The organism is Pandoraea pnomenusa, assembly GCF_040391475.1.
GTDB lineage: Bacteria > Pseudomonadota > Gammaproteobacteria > Burkholderiales > Burkholderiaceae > Pandoraea > Pandoraea pnomenusa_C.
The window spans coordinates 32,727-56,487 of record NZ_JBEBXS010000003.1 but is presented as its reverse complement, the minus strand read 5'-3'; the positions used below and the strand labels follow the sequence as shown (position 1 = coordinate 56,487).

Below are 23,761 nucleotides of genomic sequence, written 5' to 3'. Positions count from 1 at the left end.
CGGCCGGCATCGCCGACAAACGTCGATCAATGCAAAATGACCAACGCCGAGTCCGGCGCATTGCTTGTGCAATGCGTCAGGCTCGGCGTTTGTTTTTCGTCGGAGGCTGTTGTCCGCTCAGTTGCCGTGCGTCGCAGTGTGCTGCGATGCGCTCGGGCGAAGAGCAGGTCCGATGGGCATGACGCCCTGATTCGGGTCCGAATTGGCGCCACTGGCCGCAGCCACGCCTGAAGACGGATAGATGGCCGAATACGGCGCAGGTGTCGTGGCACCCGACGGCGATCGCACAGGCTCCGGGTTCTGCGTGATGCCCGGGGTGGGGGCGCTGCCATTGCCACTGCCACTGCCACTGCGCTGACCGACAGGCGCTGCATTGCTGTTTGGCGGCAGCACGACACTGTCGATGCGAAACAGTTGTGGCGAACGCGGATCGACGCGTACGCGAACCCATCGATTGGCGTTCGGCGAGCCATAAGTGCTCAGTTGGGTGAACGACTTCACCGGAGCGCCGTGCGCATCGCGTAGCGGTTGCCCGTGATGCATCGTCTTCCCGCTGTTGATGAGCAGGATCGGCCCCTTGAAGCGAGCGGCCAGACGCTGCAGTTGCACGCGGAAATCCTTGAAGCCGTCCACACCGCGCCGTTTCGCGCGATCCGAGAAAATCCCGCCCAGTCCCTCGCCGCGTGCCGGCTCGAACTCCGGATCCGCTTGCGCGATGACGACCATGCCGACGGCATCCTTCTGCTGGGCGTACACCAGGGCGTGTTGCAGCCAGACGCGCGTGGCAACGACCCGGTCCTCGAATTCACCGTTGCGTCCGCCTGCCGAGCGGTAATTGTTGTTGTTGCCGGGCAGGTTCAGGCCGACGAAGACCACGCCGCGATACAGCCACCGCACGTTCTCGTGATACTGGCGAAAGCGCGCCATGTCGCTTTGGCGCGTGAGTTCGAACTGCGCGTATCCCACGGGGCCAGGGCCGAGCAGCGCGTCGTCGTCGAACGCATGATCTCGCAGAAAGTCGAGCCGCTCCACGGGGTTGTAGCTGCTTTCGGTGGCCTTCTGGCAATCGGCCCAGTCGTTCGCGCCCGGCACAAAGATCAGTGGTCTCGGGGAGCTGGCGAGCAGGTTGAGTCGTTGGGTGATGAGTTCGTCGCGACATGACTCCGTCACGCTTTTGAGATTGCCTGCGTGTACGACGAACGCGGCCTGAGTATCGCCAATGCTCGCCAGCACGCTGCGCAACACCGGCACTTCGGTATTGCTGAAGGGCGTGTTGCCGAGCACGGCGAATTCAAACGGAGGCGGCTTGGGTGGGCCCTTGGCAGATGTCTTCGCTGTCGCTTTTGCTGCTGCCTTTGCGTTCGCCGCCGAAGCGCCCGGCGACATCGTCCCGATCGCGAGCGCGATCGCCACCAGGCACACGACCCCATGGCCGATGCGGGGGTGACGGACGGCGCGCAAGCGAAGCGGGCTCGGCATGGCAGTGTCAGCCGATCGCGCGGCCGTCCATCAGGCCCCGCAGTTCGTACAGCAGGTCGAGGGCTTCGCGCGGCCGCAGGTCGTCCGGGTCGATCTGCGCGAGGCGCGCCAGCGCGGCCTGGGCCGCGGGGTCCGGCGCCAAGGCCATATCGAGGCCATCGCGCGTGGCCGTGAGGTCGGTGTCACCGTCGTCGACGCCGTCAACCGGGGCGCGGGGCGCGAACAGATCGAGTTGCGGGGCGGCCGGATCGAGCGCCTGCTGTTCAAGCAACGCGAGATGCTTGCGTGCGGCGCGAATGACCGGCATCGGCACGCCTGCGAGTTGCGCGACCTGCAGGCCGTAGCTCTGGCTTGCGGGGCCGTCCTGAACGGCATGAAGGAACACGATGCCCTCTCCATGCTCCACCGCCGACAGGTGAACGTTTGCGCACTGCGGGAATTCGTCGGGCAGTTGCGTCAGTTCGAAGTAGTGCGTGGCGAACAGGGTGTAGCAACGATTGTGGCTGAGCAGATGGCGCGCGATCGCCCAGGCAAGTGCGAGGCCGTCGAAGGTCGACGTGCCGCGCCCGATTTCGTCCATCAGCACGAGGCTTTGTTCCGTGGCCGTGTGCAGGATCGCCGCCGATTCGGTCATCTCGACCATGAAGGTCGAGCGTCCGCCCGCGAGATCGTCCGATGCGCCGATGCGCGTGAAGATCGCGTCGAGCGGGCCCAGTCGCACGGCCTCGGCAGGCACATAGCAGCCGACGTAGGCGAGCAGGGCGATGAGCGCCGTCTGGCGCATGAACGTCGACTTACCGCCCATGTTCGGGCCGGTAATCAGCAACAACCGGCGTGCGTCGCCCAGCGAACAGTCGTTGGCAATGAATCGCTCGACCTGCTGCTCCACCACCGGGTGACGTCCTTGACGGATGTCGACCACGCGGTCTTCAACCAGCTCCGGCTTCACCCACCCCAGGGTCTCGGCGCGCTCGGACAGTGAAGCGAGCACGTCGAGTTGCGCGAGTGCCTGCGCAATGCGCTTGAACTCGGTGATGTGCGGCAGCAGGGCTTGCAGCAGCGCGTCGTACAGCATCTTCTCGCGAGCGAGCGAGCGCTCCTGTGCGGACAGTGCCTTGTCTTCGAACGTCTTCAGTTCCGGGGTGATGTAGCGCTCGGCATTCTTGAGCGTCTGGCGGCGGCGATAGTCGTCGGGCACCTTGTCGGTCTGGCCGCGTGTGACCTCGATATAGAAGCCGTGCACCTTGTTGAATTCGACGCGCAGATTGTTGATGCCGGTTCGCGCACGCTCACGCGTTTCCAGATCGACGAGGAACTGCCCGCAGTTCTCCGAGATGTCGCGCAGTTCGTCGAGATCGGCATCGTGCCCCCGGGCGATGACGCCGCCGTCGCGCAGCATGGCCCCCGGTTCCTCGGCGATGGCGCTCGTGAGCAGCGCGAGCGCGGCATCGGGAATCGCGAGGTCTTCGTGCAGCATGGCCAGCAGCGGCGAGCGCGCCTCGACCGCGCGCAGGGTGGTGTGCAGTTCCGGCAGGCGACGCAAGGCGTCGCGCAGACTCGACAGGTCGCGCGGACGCGCCGTGAGCAGCGCCAGGCGTGCCGTAATGCGCTCGACGTCGGCCACATGGCGCAGCTCGCCGTGGAGTGCGCGCCATACGGCCGGCCCTTCGAGCAGCGTTGCAATGGCCAGTTGACGCGATTGCGGCACCTGCTGATCGCGCATCGGGTGGTGCAGCCAATGGCGCATGAGGCGGCTGCCCATCGTGGTGCCGCAGGTGTCGAGCAGCGAGAGCAGCGTCGGCGATTCCGTGCCGCGCAGCGTCTCGGTCAGCTCGAGATTGCGCCGGGTCGCGGCGTCAAGACCAATATAGGCAGCCTCCCGTTCCACGTTCAGACTTTGCACATGGCGCAGCGATTGGCCCTGCGTTGCGGCTGCGTACTGCAACAGCGCGCCGGCGGCGCCGAGCGCGGGATTCAGTCCATCGCAACCGAACGCCGTCAGGCTTGCCACGCCGAGTTGATCGCGCAGGCGTTGCGTGCCGGCCGCCGTGTCGAAATGCCAGTCGGGCACGCGAGTGGTGGTCCCCAGTGAAAAACCTTCGAACGCTTCGAGGGCGCTGTCCGGCACCAGTGTCTCGGCCGGGCGAATGCGTTCCAGTTCGCGTGGCAGCTTGTCGGCGGCCACTTCCATCAGGCGCAGCTCGCCACTGGCGAGCGACAGCCAGGCAAGGCCGGCCACACGTTCGCTCGCGCGACGTGCGGGATGAATCTGGATGGCGAGCAGGTACTGGTCGACCTTGTCGCTGAGCAGGGCGGCGTCGGTCAGCGTGCCGGGCGTGACAATGCGCACGACCTTGCGCTCCACCGGCCCCTTGGACGTGGCCGGATCGCCGATCTGTTCACAGATGGCGACCGATTCGCCGAGCTTTACCAGCTTGCCGAGGTATTGCTCCACGGCGTGGTGCGGCACGCCCGCCATGCGGATCGGCTGTCCGCCGGACTGGCCGCGCGCGGTCAGCGTCAGGTCGAGCAGGCGCGCCGCCTTGGCGGCGTCGTCGTGGAAGAGCTCGTAGAAGTCGCCCATGCGATAGAAGACCAGCATGTTCGGATGCTCGGCCTTGATGCGCGTGTACTGCTGCATCATCGGCGTCATCGGGGGCGTGGGCTTCATCGTTTCGGTGGCGTCGGAGGTCGCTTGGGCTTGATTGCTCGTCATGAATTCCATCGGGTCGGGCGAGTCGGGTCGCGAGGGCGTTCGGCGGTGCGATGCTCGCGGCTTGCGCGGCATTCGCAGGTCTTGCGGCGAGCGGGTTTGACGCCCGCCGGCAGGCCGGGGCGCGCCCTCGTGGCGCGTTGGATGCGCAATTTTACGACGGGTTCGGCGTGCACCGTTATCTCTGAGCCGGCGATGTCGCCTCCGGGTGTCGCCGGAAGGGGTACCCGAAGGCGTCGAATTTTGCTCAAGTTTCCCCGAAATGTGCCGTTTCGGGTGGTAAGCTCTCGCAAAAATAACCAAAAGCAGCACAAGCTACTCTCGTACGGGCCAGTATGGTGAAGTCGTTGAAGGGACGGGTTGCCGCCACAACCGCGCTCGTCTCCATGATTCTGATCGTCGGCGTTGCCGTCGGTATCGAGTTTTTCGTGTACGGGGAGTTGCGAAACTCGCTGCAGGCGCAGCTCGACACGCAGGTCAAGCTCGTCGCCGATCAGCTCGACGACAAGATGCGCGGAAAGTTTCTTGCCCTGCATCGCATGGCGCACAATATCGGTGACCCCCGTACCATGACGCCCGCCCAGTTCGAGGCGTTCAGCAAGGTGTCGGTGTCGACGCCGGAGACCTTCAACACGATCTTCGTGGCAGCCCTCGACGGGCACATGCTCTACGACTCCACGTTCTCAACGACTGCCATCAACATTGCCGACCGCGACTACTTCCGGCAGTTGCTCGCCGGCGCGCCGCAAGCGGCGTCGAGCGTGATTGCGGGCAAGATCACGAGCTCGCCCGGCATCGTGCTCGCCGTGCCGATCAAGAACGAGCAGGGCAAGCTGATCGCCGTGGTCGGCGGTGCGGTCAACCTGCTGCGCCAGAACTTCATTGTCGATCTCGCCAGCAATGCTGTGGGCGAGACGGGCCGCTACTGCCTCATTTCCAACGACAACCCGCCGCGATATGTGATTCAGGCGGATGTGACCAAGATTCTCACGCCCGTCGGGCCGGACCGGACGCTGTGCGGCGTGCGCGACGGGGCGTCGGGCGATCTCGTACACATGCATCCGCTCGTGGCGCGTGCGCCGATGACGACGACGGGATGGACGGTGGCGGCAGTGCTGCCCGGCGCCGAAGCGTTCGATCCGCTCGCGCGCGTGCGGCGCCGCGTGATCCTGCTGGCGATTGCGGCCATCGCGGTTACGGCGTTCGTGATGTGGTGGGTGGCGCGTCGCATGCTGCGTCCGCTCGACACATTGCGCGATCTCGTCCAGCGAAGTGCGGGCGACATGCGCGCCGTGCAGTCGCTGCCGGTGCAGCGCGCCGACGAGATCGGTGCATTGGCCAACGCGTTTCGCGACATGATGGAGCAGCTCGGCGACCGGACCGAGGCGCTCGAAGCGTCGCGCGAGGCGGCGCGGGCGAGCGTGCGTCGTATGCAGGAAATTGCGGATCGCGTGCCGTATCTCGTGGCCTATCTCGACGGCGACGAGCGGTTCGCGTTCGTGAACCGGGCGTGTGAAATGCGCTTGCGCCGCCCACGTCACCAGATCCTTGGCGCCACGGCGAGCGAGTTGCTCGGGCCATCGTTGTATCGCGAGTTCGCGCCGCATCTCGCGCGAGCGTTCTCGGGAGAGGCGGCCACGTTTGTCTGGGACTTCGGCGAGGACAATGCGTACCGCTGCTTCGAGGTGAGCTATCAGCCGGAATGGGCGACGCAGAATGTGCTCGCGGGCGTTCACCTCTTCGTGCGCGACATCACGGTCGAGCGCTCGAACGAGCGGCGCTGGCGGCGTGAGTCGCATACCGATCACCTGACCGGACTGCTCAACCGCAAGGGTTTCGATCAGGCGCTCGCGACGGCGGTGCGCCGGGCGCGCGAAGGTGCCGGGGCGCAGGCGTTGCTGTTCGTCGATCTGGATCGCTTCAAGGTCGTGAACGATACCTGGGGTCACGCGCTTGGCGACGAATTGCTGCGGCGTCTGGCAAAGCGGCTGATGGCAAGCGTGCGTGAGGGCGATGCGATCGCTCGCTTCGGTGGCGACGAGTTCGCCGTGATCATGCGCGACGTGCCGGATCTGATCGAAGTCGAACGCGAGGCAATGGCGATTCTCGATGCCGCTTCGCGGCCGATGACGCTCTCCGTCGGCGAGGTTACCGTCGGGGCCTGCGTGGGAGTGGCGATGGTCGCAAGCGGGGAAGACAAGACCCCGGACATGCTGTTCGAAGCTGCCGACCGCGCGCTGTACGACGCGAAGCATGGCGGGCGTGGTCTCTTCGTTTTCGGAGAAGGCGCGAGCGCTCGCTCGGCATGACGCGACATAGCCCGCAATAACCTGGCACGACTCGGCACGACGGTGCGCCACTCGGTGCATCCGGTGCATCCGGTGCATCTGGTGCATCCGGTGCATCCGGTGCATTCGGTGCATTCGGTGCATTCGGTGCATTCGGTGCATTCGGTGTGTTCGGTGCATTCGGTGTGTTCGGTGTGTTCAGGGCGTTCGGGGCGTCCAGCACGTTTGGAGCTACGTCGCGTAAGCGGGCACTCACCGGGGCAGTCCGATGTTCTCGTGTGCGCGTGGCGTGTTGTCGCCGCCCATTAGGCGCAGCCAATCGGACGCCGCCTTGCGATCAGCTTCCCCGAAGTTACGAGCGTGAATTCCCGGGCGCACAATGAGCGACGTCTCGCATGCGTCGCGAAATGCGTCGTGCCGTACGCTGCCAGTGTGCGGCGCATGCGTGATGCATCTCGCGTCGCAAGCGAGGGCGCGCGTTGAGTCGCAGCACACGTAACGCAGACTTCATACGGGAGGCAGCATGAAACTTGAAGGCGGACGGAGCCGGGGAACCACGCGGACGGCTTCCGACGCAGGGTGGCGCGAACCGGGGGCGCGCCGTAATCCACCGCGAGCATCGCATCGGGGACCGCGGGAGCGGCCTGGCACCGATGCACGTGAAGGCAGGCCGAGACATGAAAGCTTGTCGGCGCGGGAAAGCGAAGTGTTTCATATGCTGGTCGACGGCCTGGCCGTCAACGAGGTCGCGCACGCATTGCATTCGAGTGAGCGGGCGATCACATCACACGTGTCACATATCCTGCACAAGCTCGCGCTCGACGACAGTGCGGACCTGATCGGCTATGCCATCCGGCATGGTCTGGTCGACGAGGGGGTCGAAGGCGTCGCCTGAGCTTGCCGGGCGCGCGATCGGCATGTCCGGTTGCGGCGCCGTGTCAGGCTCGCCTCCATTCGGGGTCAACCCGGCGCGCTGCGCGAGATCGTCCGGATCTTCGCGGCGCGCCAGTCAAACGCCCCTGCGGCCTCGGAATCGTCCGAGGTGCCCGTCTCGAATTTTCCCGAATGTTCTCGAATGCCCGTCGGGCGCGCGTCGACGGCCGACGCGATGTTGCAGTCGGTGATAAGGTGCTGGCTCGACATCATTTTCGCGCACGACGCGAGCGATGGTACGCACGGATCGACTTCGGTGCCGTGCGCGACGGGCTCGCGTTGTGACATCCAGACAAGATAACGAGGACACACACGATGAAGGCGATCGAGATCACCCAGTATGGCGCACCCGAAGTGCTCAAGCTCACCGAGCGAGCCCGCCCCGAACTCAAACCGGGCGAGGTGCTCATCAAGGTCAGCGCCTCGGGCGTGAACCGACCGGACGTCCTTCAGCGCATCGGTCAGTATCCGGTGCCGCCGGGCGCGTCGGATCTGCCGGGGCTCGAAGTGGCTGGTGAGATCGTCGAAGGCGCGCTCGACGGCGCCGACAATCGCTGGGGGTTGAAGATCGGCTCGCGCGTATGTGCGCTGGTCCAGGGCGGTGGCTACGCCGAGTACTGCACCGCGCCGCTCGCGCAGGTGCTGCCGGTGCCGGAGGGATTGTCGGATGTCGAGGCGGCGTCGTTGCCCGAGACGTTCTTCACGGTATGGAGCAATGTGTTCGATCGCGCGCGACTTGGACTGACGGAAGCCGGGGAGAAGGAAACGCTGTTGGTGCAGGGTGGCACGAGCGGCATCGGCGTGACGGCGATCCAGCTTGGCGTGGCGCTTGGCCATCGCGTGTTCGCGACCGCGGGTTCCGACGACAAGGCGCGTGCATGCGAAGCGCTCGGCGCCGAGCGTGGCATCAACTACAAGACCGAGGATTTCGTCGCGGTGACCAAGGAGCTGACCCGGGACCGCGGTGTGGACGTCGTGCTCGACATGGTGGGCGGCGACTACTTGCCGCGTGAAGTGCAGGCGCTCGCCTTCGATGGCCGCATCGCGATCATTGCGCTGCTCGGCGGCAGCAAGGCAACGCTGGACATGGGGGCGCTGCTGCGCCGCCGCCTGACGGTAACCGGCTCGACGCTGCGCCCGCGCTCGGTGGCCTTCAAGGCAGCGATTGCCGCCAATCTGCATGAGAAGGTCTGGCCGTTGTTCGCTGCGGGCAAGATTCGCCCGGTGATTTATCAGACGTTCCCGGCCGAGCAGGCGGACAAAGCCCATGCATTGATGGAAACGAGCACGCACGTCGGCAAGATCGTCCTGACCTGGTAAGCACGCCAGCGTCGATTGGCGGGGAGAATCCGCACGGAAGGCCCATTCTGTGCGGAATCCCGCGTTCGAGAATCGTCAAAATTGACCCCCATGCCCCGGACGCACTAGAATGAGAGGTTTTTCGTCCATACGCATTGGGGGATAAGGCGTGACAACTGGTACCGCAGCTTCGGCTCGCACCATCAGCCGCAAGGCTGGCAAGCTCGTCGTGGGCAATTGGAAACTGCATGGCAGCCTGGCCGGCAACGAGGCGCTGTTGGGCGACCTGCTGGCATCGCCGGTGCTGAGTGCGCCGGGCGTGACCGCGGCCGTGTGCGTGCCGTTCCCTTATCTCGCTCAGTGCCAGGCGCGCCTCTCGGGGCAAGTGCTGGGCTTTGGTGCGCAGGATGTCTCCGCGCAGGTCAATGGTGCGTTCACGGGCGAAGTCGCGGCGCCGATGATCGCCGAGTTCGGCGCGCGTTTCGTGATCGTCGGTCACTCGGAGCGTCGTACGTATCACGCAGAAACGGATGCGGGCGTGGCGGCCAAGACGGTTCGTGTGCTTGACGCCGGCATGACGCCGATCGTCTGCGTCGGTGAGACGCTGGCCGAGCGCGAAGTCGGACAGACGACGGCTGTGGTGACGCGTCAGCTCGAAGCCGTGCTCGCCGCGCTGACGGTGGAACAGGCGGCGCAGATTGTCGTGGCCTACGAGCCGGTCTGGGCGATCGGAACCGGCAAGACGGCGACGTCGGCCGAGGCGCAGGAAGTGCATGCCCATCTTCGTTCGCTGTTGCGCGCGAAGGGTGAGGCGGTAACGGATGTGGCGGTGTTGTACGGCGGCAGTGTGAAGCCGGACAACGCGGCCGAGCTGTTCTCGATGGCGGACGTCGACGGTGGTCTGATCGGCGGTGCGGCATTGAAAGCGGCCGATTTCCTGGCGATTTGCGAGGCGGGTCTGTCGCGCTGATGCCGCTGCCGTTCTGTGTAACGGCAGGAAATAGTCATGACGCAGTGCATCAAAAATGCGCTGCGAATCGGATTCTTCTATACGGGTGATGAGATGGGGTTGTTGAAAACGTTGTTGATCGTGGTGCAGGTGCTTTCGGCGCTGGGCATCATCGGTCTGGTGTTGTTGCAGCATGGCAAGGGTGCCGACATGGGCGCTGCTTTCGGTAGCGGTTCGTCGGGCAGCCTCTTCGGCGCATCGGGTTCGGCAAACTTCCTCTCGCGCACCACGGCAGTGCTGGCGGCCGTGTTCTTCGTGACGACGCTGGGTTTGACGTATCTCGGTTCGTACAAGCCGGCGGCAAATATCGGTGTCCTTGGTAATTTGCCCGCGGCAACGTCGCCCTCGACGGCTTCGGCGCCGGCGGCAGCAAGCGCTCCGGCGCCGGCGTCTCCGGCGAATGCGCAAGACGTGCCGAAGTAATTTCCGGCGCGTTTGTGACACGTAATAAGCTGTAAAGAAAGTTGAAAAAAATCCGATTTGTGCATTGAACAAAATGCGGAAGGGCGCTAATATAGCGGTCTTGAAGCGATTCGTAAGTGACAGCGGATTGCAGAATTCGAATGCCGACGTGGTGAAATTGGTAGACACGCTATCTTGAGGGGGTAGTGGCGAAAGCTGTGCGAGTTCGAGTCTCGCCGTCGGCACCAAAGTTCTCCGATGCCAGCCTTGCGTTTATGCTTTGGCTGGCATTTTATTTTGTGCTCACCGTTCATCCGCTTTCTGGTCCCCACGCCATCGACGAGAGCGGTTCTTTGAACTAACCGAAAGAGGGTAGAGTTGAACCTCGGAACCTATTATCCCGTCCTGCTGTTTCTTCTGGTAGGTGGCGGTCTTGGGGCGGTACTGATTGGGGTTGGTAAATTCCTCGGCCCCAATAAACCCGACAGCGAAAAACTCTCTCCGTACGAGTGCGGCTTCGAGGCATTCGAAGACGCGCGCATGAAGTTTGATGTGCGCTACTATCTCGTCGCCATCCTTTTCATCCTGTTCGATCTTGAAACGGCATTCCTGTTTCCGTGGGGCGTTGCCCTGCGCGATATCGGCTGGGTGGGCTTTATCTCCATGATGGGTTTCCTGCTTGAACTGCTCGTCGGTTTCGTTTTCCTGTGGAAGCGCGGTGCGCTCGACTGGGAATAAGGCCGACAAGGTAACTGGCAGCATTGCAGAAGGATTCAGGGTAAGCATATGAGCATCGAAGGGGTTTTGCGCGAAGGGTTCGTCACCACCACGGCTGACAAACTCATCAACTGGACGCGTACGGGTTCGCTTTGGCCGATGACGTTCGGTCTGGCGTGCTGTGCCGTTGAAATGATGCACGCCGGCGCGGCGCGTTACGATCTGGACCGGTTTGGCGTGGTGTTCCGCCCGAGCCCGCGTCAGTCGGACGTGATGATCGTGGCCGGCACGCTGTGCAACAAGATGGCGCCCGCGCTGCGCAAGGTGTACGACCAGATGGCCGAGCCGCGCTGGGTGATCTCGATGGGGTCGTGCGCGAACGGCGGCGGCTACTATCACTATTCCTACTCGGTGGTGCGCGGTTGCGATCGCATCGTGCCGGTCGACGTCTACGTGCCAGGCTGTCCGCCGACGGCTGAGGCGCTGGTCTACGGCATCATCCAGTTGCAGTCGAAGATCAAGCGGACTGCGACGATCGCGCGTAAATAACCGCTACCGCCCATGTCTAAACTAGAAAAACTCAAGACCACCCTGCAAAACGTGCTTGGCACCCGTGCCGAGCAGTTGGTGGAAGCCCTCGACGAGCTCACGCTGACCGTCAAGGCGAGTGACTATCACGAAGTCGCGCTGACGTTGCGCGATCACCCCGAGCTCAAGTTCGAGCAGCTCATGGACGTTGCCGGCCTGGATTACTCGGCCTATGGCGACGGCACCTATGACGGTCCGCGTTACGCCGCCGTCTCGCATCTGCTCTCGCTCACCCACAACTGGCGCCTGCGCGTGCGTGTGTTCGCACAGGACGACGATCTGCCGGTCGTGGCATCGCTCATCGACGTGTGGAGCTCGGCCGACTGGTTCGAGCGCGAAGCGTTCGATCTCGTGGGTATCGTGTTCGAAGGTCACCCGGATCTGCGCCGCATTCTGACGGACTACGGCTTCATCGGTCACCCGTTCCGCAAGGACTTCCCGACGTCCGGTTACGTCGAGATGCGTTACGACCCGGAGCAGAAGCGAGTGATCTACCAGCCGGTGACGATCGAGCCGCGCGAAATTACGCCGCGCATCATCCGCGAAGAGCATTACGCCGGTCTGAAACATTAAGGTGGCCTTGTGGCAGACATCAAGAATTACACCCTGAACTTCGGTCCGCAGCACCCGGCAGCGCACGGCGTGCTGCGCCTGGTGCTCGAGCTGGACGGCGAAGTGATCCAGCGCGCCGATCCGCACATCGGCCTGTTGCACCGCGCGACTGAAAAGCTCGCCGAATCGAAGACGTTCCTGCAGTCCGTGCCGTACATGGATCGTCTCGATTATGTGTCGATGATGTGCAACGAGCACGCTTACGTCATGGCGATCGAAAAGCTGCTCGGCGTAGACGTGCCGATTCGCGCACAATACATCCGCGTGATGTTCGACGAAATCACGCGCGTGCTGAATCACCTGATGTGGATCGGCTCGCACGCGCTGGACGTGGGCGCGATGGCCGTGTTCCTGTACGCCTTCCGTGAGCGCGAAGATCTGTTCGACGTGTACGAAGCCGTCTCGGGTGCCCGTATGCACGCGGCTTACTACCGTCCGGGTGGCGTGTATCGCGATCTGCCGGACACGATGCCGAAATATCGTGCCTCGAAGATGCACAACGAGCGCGCGATCAAGAAGATGAACGAAGCACGCGAAGGTTCGCTGCTCGACTTCATCGAAGATTTCGCCACGCGTTTCCCGAAGTGTGTCGACGAGTACGAAACGCTGCTCACCGACAACCGCATCTGGAAGCAGCGTCTGGTGGGCATTGGCGTGGTATCGCCCGAGCGTGCCATGCAGCTCGGTTTCTCGGGCGCGATGCTGCGCGGTTCGGGCATTGCCTGGGATCTGCGCAAGAAGCAGCCGTACGAAGTGTACGACCGCCTCGAGTTCGATATCCCGGTGGGTAAGGAAGGCGACTGCTACGACCGCTATCTGGTGCGTGTCGAGGAAATGCGTCAGTCGGCCAGCCTGATCCGCCAGTGCGTGAAGTGGCTGCGCGCGAATCCGGGTCCGGTGATCACCGACAACCACAAGGTGGCGCCGCCGTCGCGCGTGGAAATGAAGTCGAACATGGAAGAGCTGATTCACCACTTCAAGCTCTTCACCGAAGGCTTCCACGTGCCCCCTGGCGAGACGTATGCCGCTATCGAGCACCCGAAGGGCGAGTTCGGCATCTACCTGGTGTCGGACGGTGCCAACAAGCCGTACCGCCTGAAGATTCGTGCGCCGGGCTTTGCCCACCTTTCAGCGCTCAATGAGATGGCGAACGGTCACATGATTGCAGATGCGGTAGCGATCATCGGTACCCAGGACATCGTGTTCGGCGAGATTGATCGCTAAACGCGCAGCGGGCGCCCCGGGCGCCCGCAGGTTTTAATTCGGCAGGGTTTCGCAGGTCGATACCATTGCCGTTCCAGTTGCCGTGCCTGTGGGTTGCGGGCAGTCGAGACATCGACTTGCCTGCGCTGGCACGAGCGGGGATAACGTTTTAGAAAACAGTCGGATCGGAAATGCTTTCTCCCGAAGCCCTGAAGAAAATCGACCGTGCCGTTGCCAAATACCCTGCCGACCAAAAGCAGTCGGCGGTGATGCACGCTCTTGCCGTAGCGCAGGTCGAGAAAGGCTGGTTGTCGCCCGAAGTCATGCAATTCGTGGCGGACTACCTCGAAATGCCCGCAGTCGCGGTGCAAGAGGTGGCAACCTTCTACACCATGTTCAACACGAGCCCGGTGGGCAAGTTCAAGTTGACCGTGTGCACGAACCTGCCTTGCCAGCTCACGCGTGGCAAGGAGATGGCCGACTATCTGAAGGAGAAGCTGGGTGTCGACTACAACGACATCACGCCCGACGGTCTCTTCACGGTCAAGGAAGGTGAGTGCATGGGCGCTTGCGGCGATGCCCCCGTCATGCTGGTGAACAACCATCGCATGTGCGGCTTCATGAACGAAGAAAAGGTCGACGCGCTCCTCGACGAACTCAAGGCCAAGGCCGCAGCCGGAGAGAAAGCATGACGTCGCTGCACAACCGTCACATCAAGCCGCTGATTCTCGCCGACCTCAATGGCGATAACTGGCACCTCGAAGATTACGTCAAGCGCGGTGGTTACCAGCAGCTCGCACGTATTCTGAAGGAAGGCATCACGCCGGAGCAGGTCATTGCCGACGTCAAGGCGTCGGGCCTGCGTGGTCGTGGGGGCGCAGGCTTCCCGACCGGTCTGAAGTGGAGCTTCATGCCGCGCGCGTTCCCGGGTCAGAAGTACCTCGTCTGCAACTCGGACGAAGGCGAACCGGGTACGTTCAAGGATCGCGACATTCTTCGCTACAACCCGCACGCGTTGATCGAAGGGATGGCCATTGGCGGTTACGCAATGGGCATCACCGTCGGCTACAACTACATCCACGGCGAAATCTACGAAGTGTACGAACGCTTCGAAGAGGCGCTCGAGGAAGCGCGCGCTGCCGGTTACCTGGGTGACAACATTCTCGGTACGGACTTCTCGTTCCAGCTGCATGGGCACCATGGTTATGGTGCGTACATCTGCGGCGAAGAAACCGCACTGCTCGAGTCGCTCGAAGGCAAGAAGGGTCAGCCGCGTTTCAAGCCGCCTTTCCCGGCGAGCTTCGGTCTGTACGGCAAGCCGACGACCATCAACAACACCGAAACGTTCGCTGCCGTTCCGTTCCTGCTGGCCACCGGCCCGCAGCAGTATCTGGAAATGGGCAAGCCGAACAACGGCGGCACCAAGATCTTCTCGGTGTCGGGCGACGTCGAACTGCCGGGCAACTATGAAGTGCCGCTCGGCACGCCGTTCCCCGAGCTGCTGGAACTCGCCGGCGGCATGCGCGGCGGCAAGAAGCTCAAGGCCGTGATTCCCGGCGGTTCGTCGGCACCGGTCGTGCCGGCCGGACTGATGATGGAAACCACGATGGACTACGACAGCATCGCCAAGGCGGGCTCGATGCTGGGTTCGGGCGCCGTGATCGTCATGGACGAAACGCGCTGCATGGTGAACTCGCTGCTGCGTCTGTCGTACTTCTACTACGAAGAATCGTGCGGCCAGTGCACGCCGTGCCGTGAAGGTACCGGCTGGCTGTGGCGCGTGGTCAATCGTATCGAGCACGGCGAAGGCCGCAAGGAAGACCTCGACCTGCTCAACTCGGTGGCCGAGAACATCATGGGCCGTACCATCTGCGCGCTGGGCGACGCCGCGGCGATGCCGGTGCGCGGCATGCTCAAACACTTCTGGGACGAGTTTGCCTACCACGTCGAGCACAAGCATTGCTTGGTCGGCACTCACTAATCCCTTTTGACGCTTGGCATTGAACCGCTATGGTTGAAATCGAAATTGACGGCCAAAAGGTCGAGGTGCCCGAAGGCAGCATGGTGATCCAGGCTGCCAAGAAGAACGGCACCTACATTCCCCACTTCTGTTACCACAAGAAGCTGTCCATCGCGGCCAACTGCCGCATGTGCCTGGTCGAGGTCGAGAAGGCCCCGAAGGCCGTGCCGGCCTGCGCCACGCCGGTGGCCAACGGCATGATCGTGCGTACGAACTCCGAGAAGGCTGTGAAGGCACAGCAGTCGGTGATGGAGTTCCTGCTGATCAACCACCCGCTCGACTGCCCGATCTGCGATCAGGGCGGTGAGTGCCAACTGCAGGACTTGGCCGTCGGTTACGGCAAGTCGGCATCGCGCTATCAGGAAGAGAAGCGCGTGGTGTTCCACAAGAACGTGGGCCCGCTCATCTCGATGGAAGAGATGTCGCGCTGCATTCACTGCACCCGCTGCGTGCGTTTCGGCCAGGAAGTGGCCGGCGTCATGGAGTTCGGCATGCTGGGTCGCGGCGAGCACTCGGAAATCACGTCGTTCGTCGGTAAGACGGTCGACTCCGAGCTGTCGGGCAACATGATCGACCTGTGCCCGGTCGGCGCACTGACGTCGAAGCCGTTCCGTTACAGCGCCCGTACGTGGGAACTGTCGCGCCGCAAGTCGGTGAGCCCTCACGATGGCGTGGGCGCGAACCTCGTGGTGCAAGTGAAGAACAACAAGGTCATGCGCGTTGTGCCGCTCGAGAACGAAGCGGTCAACGAATGCTGGATCTCGGACAAGGATCGCTTCTCGTACGAAGGTCTGAACAGCGACGACCGTCTCACCAAGCCGATGCTCAAGCAAGGCGGCGAGTGGCACGAAGTCGACTGGCAGACGGCCCTCGAGTACGTTGGTCATGGTCTGACGGACATCATCCGCGATCACGGCGCTGACGCCGTTGCCGCACTCGCCTCGCCGCACGCGACCCTCGAAGAACTGCACCTGCTGCAGAAGTTCGTGCGCGCCCTGGGCAGCGACAACGTCGACTTCCGTCTGCGCCAGACGGACGTGTCGGGCGGCTCGCAAGGCACGCCGTGGCTCGGCCTGCCGATCGCCGAACTCGACAAGCTGCAAAGCGCGCTCGTCGTGGGCTCGTTCCTGCGCAAGGATCATCCGCTGTTCGCGTCGCGTCTGCGCTCGGCCGTCAAGGCCGGCGGTCAGCTGAACGTGCTGCACGGCTCGGATGACGACCTGCTCGTGAAGCTCGCCAACAAGATCATCGCCGCGCCGAGCGCGTGGGTGAGCGAACTGGCCGGTATCGCTGTCGCGGCTGCCGCTGCCAAGGGCGTGGCCGCACCGGCCGAACTGGCAGGCGTGAGCGCAAGCGACGCAGCCAAGGCCATTGCCGCCTCGCTGGTGGCGGGCGAGCGTCGCGCGATCCTGCTGGGTAACGCCGTCGTGCAGCATCCGCAATTCGCGCAACTGCATGCCATCGCGCAAGTGATCGCTGACATTACCGGCGCTTCGCTGGGCTTCCTGACCGAAGGCGCCAACACGGTGGGCGGCTACGCGGTGAAGGCCACGAACGCGAAGGGCGCTGCGGCACTGTTCGCACAACCGCGTCAGGCTTACCTGCTGCTCAACGCCGAGCCGGAGTTCGACTCGGCCGACGCGAAGCAAGCACTCACGGCGTTGAACGCCGCGAAGATGGTTGTCTCGCTCTCGCCGTTCAAGCACGGCCTCGAGTACGCCGACGTGCTGCTGCCGATCGCACCGTTCACGGAAACGGCCGGTACGTTCGTCAACGCCGAAGGCCTGCCGCAACACTTCAACGGTGTGGTGCGCGCGCTGGGCGAAACGCGTCCGGGCTGGAAGGTGCTGCGCGTGCTGGGCAACCTGCTCAAGCTGCAAGGCTTCGAGCAGGACACCGCCGAGCAGGTGCGCGACGAAGCGCTGGCCGGGTTCTCGGCAGCGTCGCTCGACAATCGCGCCAAGGCTGCGCTGGCCGCACCGAAGGCTGCGGGTCAGGGCCTGGAGCGTCTGGCCGATGTGCCGATCTACTCGGCCGACGCGCTGGTGCGTCGTGCGCCGTCGCTGCAACTGACCAACGATGCCAAGGCGGCACTGCGTGTCACGCTGCCGGCCGCACTGTTCGACAGCCTGGGCCTCGCCGCCGGCGATGCCGTGCGCGTGCGTCAGGGCGACGCCGTGGTTACGCTGCCGGCCGCTCGCTCGGAAACGTTGCCTGCCAATGTGGTGCGCGTACCGGCAGCCACGCCGGCGTCTGCCGCGCTTGGCGCGATGTTCGGTGAAATTTCGGTGGAGAAGGCGTAAATGAGCCTGAACGAAGTCATCAATCAATACGGCACGCAACTGCTGGGCGTGGCCTGGCCGACGGTGTGGGCGCTGGTCCGCATCCTCGTCGTGGCCGTGATCCTGCTGCTGTGCGTGGCGTACCTGATTCTGTGGGAGCGCAAGCTCATCGGCTGGATGCACGTGCGTCTCGGTCCGAACCGCGTGGGCCCGGGTGGTTTGCTCCAGCCGATCGCCGACGTGCTGAAGCTGCTCCTGAAGGAAGTCATTACGCCGACGCAGGTCAGCAAGGGCATTTACGCCATTGCGCCGATCATGGCGGTGCTGCCGGCCTTCGCGATCTGGGCGGTGATCCCGTTCCAGCCGGGTGCCGTGCTGGCCGACGTGAATGCCGGTCTGCTGTACGCCATCGCCATTTCGTCGATCGGTGTGTACGGCGTGATTCTCGCCGGTTGGGCATCGAACTCGAAGTACGCATTCCTTGGCGCCATGCGCGCGTCGGCCCAGATGATTTCGTATGAAATCGCCATGGGCTTCGCGCTGGTCACGGTGCTGATGACGGCCGGCTCGCTCAACCTGTCGGACATCGTGCGCTCGCAAGAGACCGGCATGTTCGCCAGCATGGGCGTGAACCTGCTGTCGTGGAACTGGCTGCCGCTGCTGCCGATGTTCGTCATCTACTTCGTGTCGGGCATTGCGGAAACGAACCGCCACCCGTTCGACGTGGTGGAAGGCGAATCGGAAATCGTGGCCGGTCACATGATCGAATACTCGGGCATGGGCTTCGCGCTCTTCTTCCTGGCCGAGTACATCAACATGATCATCATCTCGGCGCTGGCTTCGGTGTTGTTCCTGGGTGGCTGGAGTGCGCCGTTTGGCTTCCTGTCGTTCATCCCGGGCGTGTTCTGGCTGGCGTTCAAGGTGTTCCTGCTGCTGTCGGTGTTCATCTGGGTGCGTGCGACGTTCCCGCGCTACCGCTACGACCAGATCATGCGTCTGGGCTGGAAGGTGTTCCTGCCGATCACGATCGTTTGGGTGATTGTGGTGGGTGTCTGGATCATATCTCCCTGGAACATCTGGGGCTGAGGCGAACGGAGTAGAGGAATCCCATGGTAAGGGCAATGAAGGACTTTTTCGGCAGTTTCCTGTTGTTGGAACTGCTCAAGGGCATGGCGCTCACGGGGCGCTACACGTTCGCACGCAAGGTGACGGTGCAGTTCCCGGAAGAGAAGACGCCGATGTCGCCGCGTTTTCGCGGTCTGCACGCGCTGCGTCGCTATCCGAACGGTGAAGAACGCTGCATCGCCTGCAAGCTGTGCGAAGCGGTGTGCCCGGCAATGGCCATCACGATCGAATCGGATGTGCGCGACGACGGCACCCGTCGTACCACGCGTTATGACATCGATCTGACGAAATGCATTTTCTGCGGCTTCTGCGAAGAAAGCTGCCCGGTGGACTCGATCGTCGAGACGCACATTCTCGAGTATCACGGCGAGAAGCGCGGCGATCTGTACTTCACCAAGGATATGTTGCTCGCGGTGGGCGATCGTTACGAGAACGAAATCGCGGCGGCCAAGGCGGCCGATGCGCCGTACCGTTAAGCAGGGCAGGGCGCGGCATTCCGATGACGCGCCCGGTACGGCAAATTGACGTTGGCTAATTTTCGCGACACCCGGTGATTATGGAATTCACAACCTTTCTTTTCTACGTGTTTGCGCTGATCCTCGTGATCTCCGGCCTGAAGGTCGTGACCTCGCGCAACCCCGTACAGTCGGCACTCTTCCTGGTGCTGGCCTTCTTCAACGCCGCGGCGATCTGGATGCTGCTCGAGGCCGAGTTCCTCGCGATCATGCTGGTGCTCGTGTACGTCGGCGCGGTGATGGTGCTGTTCCTGTTCGTGGTCATGATGATCGACATCAACCTCGACGAACTGCGACGCGGTTTCGGCAAGTTCATTCCGCTGGCGAGTGCCGTCGGCGCGATCATGATCGTCGAAGCGGCGCTGGTGCTCATGCGCGGCTACGGTGCCACGCGTGCGCCGGTGAAGGCCGTGTCGGCCCCGGACGTGCCGAACACCAAGGCGCTCGGTATCGCGCTCTACACCGACTATATCTTTGCCTTCGAAGTGGCAGGTCTGATCCTGCTGGTGGCCGTCGTGGCAGCCGTTGCGCTCACGATGCGTACCCGTAAGGACCACAAACAGACCGACCCGAGCCAGCAGGTACGCGTGAAGGCGCGCGACCGCGTGCGTCTGGTGTCGATGCCCGCCGAAGCCCGGCAGCAGTCCACCGGCGCCGACACGCCGGCGGCGGAATAAGGAGACAGCATGATGTCGTTGTCGCTAGCGCATTACCTGGTGTTGGGCGCGATTCTGTTCGCGATCAGCATTACCGGTATTTTCCTCAACCGCAGAAATGTGATTGTGCTGCTGATGGCCATCGAGCTGATGTTGCTCGCGGTCAATCTGAACTTCGTCGCGTTCTCGCACTACCTGGGCGACATTGCCGGCCAGGTATTCGTGTTCTTCATTCTTACGGTGGCCGCCGCGGAAGCCGCGATCGGTCTGGCCATTCTGGTCACGCTGTTCCGTAAGCTCGAAACGGTCAACGTCGAAGATCTCGACCGCCTCAAGGGTTAACAAAAGCGAACGCTGTTATGGCATCCACATTGAATCCCAACCTGCTGCTCGCGATTCCGCTGGCGCCGCTCGTCGGCTCCATGATCGCCGGCCTGTTCGGCAAGCAAGTCGGACGCGCGGGCGCCCACACGGTCACGATCCTCGGCGTGCTGGTCGCATTTGTCCTGTCGGTCATGACGTTCATCGACGTCATGAACGGGGCGAGCTTCAACGCCACGGTCTACGAATGGGCCCGCATCGGCGATCTCAAGCTCGAGATCGGCTTCCTCGTCGACACGCTCACCGTCACCATGATGTGCGTGGTGACCTCCGTCTCGCTGATGGTGCACATCTACACCATCGGCTACATGTCGGAAGACCCGGGCTACCAACGCTTCTTCTCGTACATCTCGCTGTTCACGTTCTCGATGTTGATGCTCGTGATGAGCAACAACTTCCTGCAACTGTTCTTCGGCTGGGAAGCGGTGGGTCTGGTCTCGTACCTGCTGATCGGTTTCTGGTACACGCGTCCGACCGCGATCTACGCCAACATGAAGGCGTTCCTGGTCAACCGTGTCGGTGACTTCGGCTTCCTGCTCGGTATCGGCCTGCTGCTGGCCTTCACCGGCACGCTGAACTACGGCGAAGTGTTCGCCAAGGCCAACGATGTTGCCGCCTTGTCGTTCCCGGGCACCGACTGGCGCCTGATCACCGTGGCCTGTATCTGCCTGTTCATCGGCGCGATGGGCAAGTCGGCGCAGTTCCCGCTGCACGTCTGGCTGCCGGACTCGATGGAAGGCCCGACCCCGATCTCGGCACTGATCCACGCGGCCACGATGGTGACCGCCGGTATCTTCATGGTGAGCCGCATGTCGCCGCTGTTCGAACTGTCGGACACCGCACTGTCGTTCATCACGATCATCGGCGCGATCACGGCGTTGTTCATGGGCTTCCTGGGCATGATCCAGAACGACATCAAGCGTGTCGTGGCCTACTCGACGCTGTCGCAGCTCGGTTACATGACGGTCGCGCTCGGCGTGTCGGCCTACCCGGTCGCCATCTTCCACCTGATGACGCACGCGTTCTTCAAGGCGCTGCTGTTCCTCGGTGCCGGCTCGGTCATTATCGGCATGCACCACGATCAGGACATGCGCAATATGGGCGGCCTGTGGAAGTACATGCCGATCACCTGGTTCACGTCGCTGCTGGGCTCGCTCGCGCTGATCGGTACGCCGTTCTTCTCGGGCTTCTACTCGAAGGACTCGATCATCGAAGCGGTGGCCGCCTCGCATCTGCCGGGCTCGGGCTTCGCTTACTTCGCCGTGGTCGCCAGCGTGTTCGTCACGGCGTTCTACTCGTTCCGTATGTACTTCCTGGTCTTCCACGGCAAGGAGCGTTTCGGTCAGGCGCATGCGCACCACGACCATGATGCGCACCACGAGGAAGAAGAGGAGACGCACGACCACCACCACGGTCTGGCCCCGGGCCAGAAGCCGCACGAGTCGCCGGCCGTCGTCACGATTCCGCTGATTCTGCTGGCGATCCCGTCGGTCATCATCGGCGCCATCGCGATCGCACCGATGCTCTTCGGCGACTTCTTCAAGCACGGTGTGGTGTTCGAAAACGTGATCTTCATCGGCGAGAATCACCCGGCGATGGAAGAACTCGGCCACGAGTTCCACGGCTGGATGGCCATGGCGCTGCACTCGTTCGGCACGCTGCCGATCGGACTGTCGGCACTGGGCATCATCCTCGCAGCGTTCTTCTACCTGAAGCGTCCGGACATTCCGGAAGCGCTGAAGAACCGGTTCTCGGGCATCTACAACCTGCTCGATAACAAGTACTACATGGACAAGATCAACGAAGTGGTCTTCGCCAAGGGCGCGCTCAAGATTGGTCGCGGCCTGTGGAAGGCGGGCGATCAGGGTCTCATCGACGGCGCCGTGGTCAATGGCAGCGCGCGTCTGGTGGGCTGGTTCGCCGGTGTCATCCGCTTCGTTCAATCCGGTTACATCTACCACTACGCGTTCGCCATGATCATCGGCATGCTCGGGCTCCTGACGCTGTTTGTGACGTTGAACGGCAAGTAATAGGGGGAGCCAATAACAATGCAATCGCTACCGCTTCTTAGTCTGGCCATCTGGCTGCCCATCGTTTCGGGGATTCTTGTCCTCGCGGTGGGTAACGACCGCAACCCGGGGGGCGCACGTGTGCTGTCGCTCATCGGTTCGCTGGTGAGCTTCCTGGTCACGCTGCCGCTGATCTCGAACTTCGACGCCAATACGGCCGCGTTCCAGTTCGTCGAGAAATCGAGCTGGATCGAGCGCTTCCACATCAACTACTTCCTCGGCATCGACGGCATCTCGCTGTGGCTCGTCGTGCTGACCGCACTCATCACGGTGATCGTGGTGATCGCCGGCTGGGAAGTGATCACGGAACGTGTCGCGCAGTACATGGCCGCGTTCCTGATCCTCTCGGGTCTGATGATCGGTGTGTTCTCGGCGCAGGACGGCCTGCTGTTCTACGTGTTCTTCGAAGCCACGCTGATCCCGATGTACCTGATCATCGGTGTGTGGGGCGGCCCGAACCGTGTGTACGCAGCGTTCAAGTTCTTCCTGTACACGCTGCTCGGCTCGCTGCTGATGCTTGTCGCGCTGATCTATCTGTACAACGTGACGGGTTCGTTCACGCTGACCGACTGGTACGCTGCGAAGCTGCCGATGAACACGCAGATACTGCTGTTCGTGGCCTTCTTCATGGCGTTCGCGGTGAAGGTGCCGATGTGGCCGGTGCATACCTGGTTGCCGGACGCCCACGTGGAAGCCCCGACGGGCGGCTCGGTGGTGCTGGCTGCCATCATGCTGAAGCTCGGTGCCTACGGTTTCCTGCGCTTCTCGCTGCCGATCGCACCGGACGCCAGCCACTACCTGTCGGGCTTCATGGTCGCGCTCGCGCTGATTGCCATCGTCTACATCGGCCTCGTGGCCCTGGTGCAGACGGACATGAAGAAACTGGTGGCGTACTCGTCGATCGCTCACATGGGCTTCGCGATCCTCGGCTTCTTCATGTTCAGCGAAATCGGCATGCAAGGCGCGATGGTCCAGATGATCTCGCACGGTTTCGTCTCGGGCGCCATGTTCCTGTGTATCGGTGTGCTGTATGACCGCATGCACTCGCGCAACATCGCCGACTACGGCGGTGTCGTGAACACGATGCCGAAGTTCGCCGCCTTCCTCATGCTGTTCGCGATGGCCAACAGCGGTCTGCCGGCAACGTCGGGCTTCGTGGGTGAATTCCTGGTGATCCTGGGCGCCGTGAAGCTGAACTTCTGGGTGGGCCTGCTGGCTGCAACCTCGCTGATCACCGGTGCTGCGTACTCGCTGTGGATGTACAAGCGCGTGATTTTCGGCGCGATCGCCAACGATCACGTGCGCGAGCTGGTCGATATCAACAAGCGCGAGTTCTTCATGCTGGCCGTGCTGGCTGCGCTCACGCTGTTCATGGGTATCTATCCGAAGCCCTTTACCGACCTGATGCACACCTCAGTGGTTAACCTCCTCGCCCACGTGGCGCAGACCAAGCTGCCGTAATCGGGGAGG

21 protein-coding genes and 1 tRNA gene are annotated in these 23,761 nt (G+C 62.9%); 19 read left to right on the top strand and 3 right to left on the bottom strand.

Annotation, left to right across the window (positions count from 1 at the left end):
* Nucleotides 1-117 precede the first annotated feature (117 nt).
* Both ABWO90_RS04385 and mutS read right to left on the bottom strand, forming a co-directional pair.
* A complete protein-coding gene (locus ABWO90_RS04385) occupies nt 118-1,479 on the bottom strand; it encodes a hypothetical protein (RefSeq protein WP_353189981.1) in 1,362 nt (453 codons plus the stop codon).
* 7 nt (nt 1,480-1,486) lie between these two features.
* Nucleotides 1,487-4,204, bottom strand: a complete 2,718-nt coding sequence (gene mutS / locus ABWO90_RS04380) for a DNA mismatch repair protein MutS (RefSeq protein ID WP_502922540.1) — start codon at nt 4,202-4,204, stop codon at nt 1,487-1,489.
* A 323-nt stretch (nt 4,205-4,527) separates the two neighbouring features.
* Between mutS and ABWO90_RS04375 the strand changes: the two genes are divergently transcribed.
* Nucleotides 4,528-6,501, top strand: a complete 1,974-nt coding sequence (locus tag ABWO90_RS04375) for a sensor domain-containing diguanylate cyclase (RefSeq protein ID WP_353189979.1) — start codon at nt 4,528-4,530, stop codon at nt 6,499-6,501.
* 502 nt (nt 6,502-7,003) lie between these two features.
* Nucleotides 7,004-7,375 (top strand): response regulator transcription factor, encoded by a 372-nt coding sequence (locus tag ABWO90_RS04370; RefSeq protein ID WP_353189978.1) that lies wholly within the window; start codon nt 7,004-7,006, stop codon nt 7,373-7,375.
* Between the two features lie 65 nt (nt 7,376-7,440).
* Here ABWO90_RS04370 and ABWO90_RS04365 read toward each other — a convergent pair whose 3' ends face one another.
* Nucleotides 7,441-7,701: a hypothetical protein gene (locus ABWO90_RS04365; RefSeq protein WP_353189977.1), complete on the bottom strand. Its 261-nt coding sequence runs from the start codon at nt 7,699-7,701 to the stop codon at nt 7,441-7,443.
* A gap of 27 nt (nt 7,702-7,728) precedes the next feature.
* On the opposite strand from ABWO90_RS04365, the gene ABWO90_RS04360 reads away from it, so the two are divergent.
* The 17 genes from ABWO90_RS04360 (at nt 7,729) to ABWO90_RS04280 (ending at nt 23,752) form a co-directional block, all read left to right on the top strand.
* Complete coding sequence (locus tag ABWO90_RS04360) at nt 7,729-8,733, top strand: NAD(P)H-quinone oxidoreductase (protein WP_353189976.1); 1,005 nt, start codon at nt 7,729-7,731, stop codon at nt 8,731-8,733.
* Between the two features lie 181 nt (nt 8,734-8,914).
* Nucleotides 8,915-9,682, top strand: coding sequence for a triose-phosphate isomerase (gene tpiA / locus ABWO90_RS04355; RefSeq protein WP_353190236.1), 768 nt, complete (start codon nt 8,915-8,917; stop codon nt 9,680-9,682).
* 93 nt (nt 9,683-9,775) lie between these two features.
* Complete coding sequence (gene secG / locus ABWO90_RS04350) at nt 9,776-10,144, top strand: preprotein translocase subunit SecG (protein ID WP_353190235.1); 369 nt, start codon at nt 9,776-9,778, stop codon at nt 10,142-10,144.
* A gap of 142 nt (nt 10,145-10,286) precedes the next feature.
* A tRNA-Leu gene (locus tag ABWO90_RS04345) sits at nt 10,287-10,371 on the top strand.
* Between the two features lie 130 nt (nt 10,372-10,501).
* Nucleotides 10,502-10,861: an NADH-quinone oxidoreductase subunit A gene (locus ABWO90_RS04340; protein ID WP_010807414.1), complete on the top strand. Its 360-nt coding sequence runs from the start codon at nt 10,502-10,504 to the stop codon at nt 10,859-10,861.
* Between the two features lie 48 nt (nt 10,862-10,909).
* Nucleotides 10,910-11,389 (top strand): NuoB/complex I 20 kDa subunit family protein, encoded by a 480-nt coding sequence (locus tag ABWO90_RS04335; protein WP_010807413.1) that lies wholly within the window; start codon nt 10,910-10,912, stop codon nt 11,387-11,389.
* Between the two features lie 12 nt (nt 11,390-11,401).
* Complete coding sequence (locus ABWO90_RS04330; protein ID WP_353189975.1) at nt 11,402-12,001, top strand: NADH-quinone oxidoreductase subunit C; 600 nt, start codon at nt 11,402-11,404, stop codon at nt 11,999-12,001.
* 9 nt (nt 12,002-12,010) lie between these two features.
* Nucleotides 12,011-13,264 (top strand): NADH-quinone oxidoreductase subunit D, encoded by a 1,254-nt coding sequence (locus ABWO90_RS04325; RefSeq protein WP_353189974.1) that lies wholly within the window; start codon nt 12,011-12,013, stop codon nt 13,262-13,264.
* 170 nt (nt 13,265-13,434) lie between these two features.
* Complete coding sequence (gene nuoE / locus ABWO90_RS04320; RefSeq protein ID WP_023596646.1) at nt 13,435-13,935, top strand: NADH-quinone oxidoreductase subunit NuoE; 501 nt, start codon at nt 13,435-13,437, stop codon at nt 13,933-13,935.
* A complete protein-coding gene (nuoF, locus tag ABWO90_RS04315) occupies nt 13,932-15,224 on the top strand; it encodes an NADH-quinone oxidoreductase subunit NuoF (RefSeq protein ID WP_353189973.1) in 1,293 nt (430 codons plus the stop codon). The genes nuoE and nuoF overlap by 4 nt, the downstream gene beginning before the upstream one ends.
* Before the next feature lie 29 nt (nt 15,225-15,253).
* Complete coding sequence (nuoG, locus tag ABWO90_RS04310; RefSeq protein WP_353189972.1) at nt 15,254-17,566, top strand: NADH-quinone oxidoreductase subunit NuoG; 2,313 nt, start codon at nt 15,254-15,256, stop codon at nt 17,564-17,566.
* Nucleotides 17,567-18,631, top strand: a complete 1,065-nt coding sequence (gene nuoH / locus ABWO90_RS04305) for an NADH-quinone oxidoreductase subunit NuoH (protein ID WP_353189971.1) — start codon at nt 17,567-17,569, stop codon at nt 18,629-18,631. It begins immediately after the preceding gene.
* 23 nt (nt 18,632-18,654) lie between these two features.
* The gene (gene nuoI, locus ABWO90_RS04300) at nt 18,655-19,146 is read left to right on the top strand and encodes an NADH-quinone oxidoreductase subunit NuoI (protein WP_353189970.1); all 492 of its coding nucleotides are present in this window, start codon (nt 18,655-18,657) and stop codon (nt 19,144-19,146) included.
* An 80-nt stretch (nt 19,147-19,226) separates the two neighbouring features.
* Entirely contained in the window at nt 19,227-19,862 is a 636-nt protein-coding gene (locus ABWO90_RS04295; RefSeq protein ID WP_353189969.1) for an NADH-quinone oxidoreductase subunit J, read from the top strand.
* 9 nt (nt 19,863-19,871) lie between these two features.
* Nucleotides 19,872-20,183 carry an NADH-quinone oxidoreductase subunit NuoK gene (gene nuoK, locus ABWO90_RS04290; RefSeq protein WP_023596640.1) on the top strand — a complete coding sequence of 104 codons (312 nt, stop codon included), beginning with the start codon at nt 19,872-19,874 and terminating at the stop codon, nt 20,181-20,183.
* Between the two features lie 17 nt (nt 20,184-20,200).
* Entirely contained in the window at nt 20,201-22,252 is a 2,052-nt protein-coding gene (gene nuoL, locus ABWO90_RS04285; protein WP_353189968.1) for an NADH-quinone oxidoreductase subunit L, read from the top strand.
* An 18-nt stretch (nt 22,253-22,270) separates the two neighbouring features.
* On the top strand, nt 22,271-23,752 hold the full coding sequence (locus tag ABWO90_RS04280; protein WP_353189967.1) for an NADH-quinone oxidoreductase subunit M: 1,482 nt from the start codon (nt 22,271-22,273) through the stop codon (nt 23,750-23,752).
* The last annotated feature ends 9 nt before the right edge of the window (nt 23,753-23,761 follow it).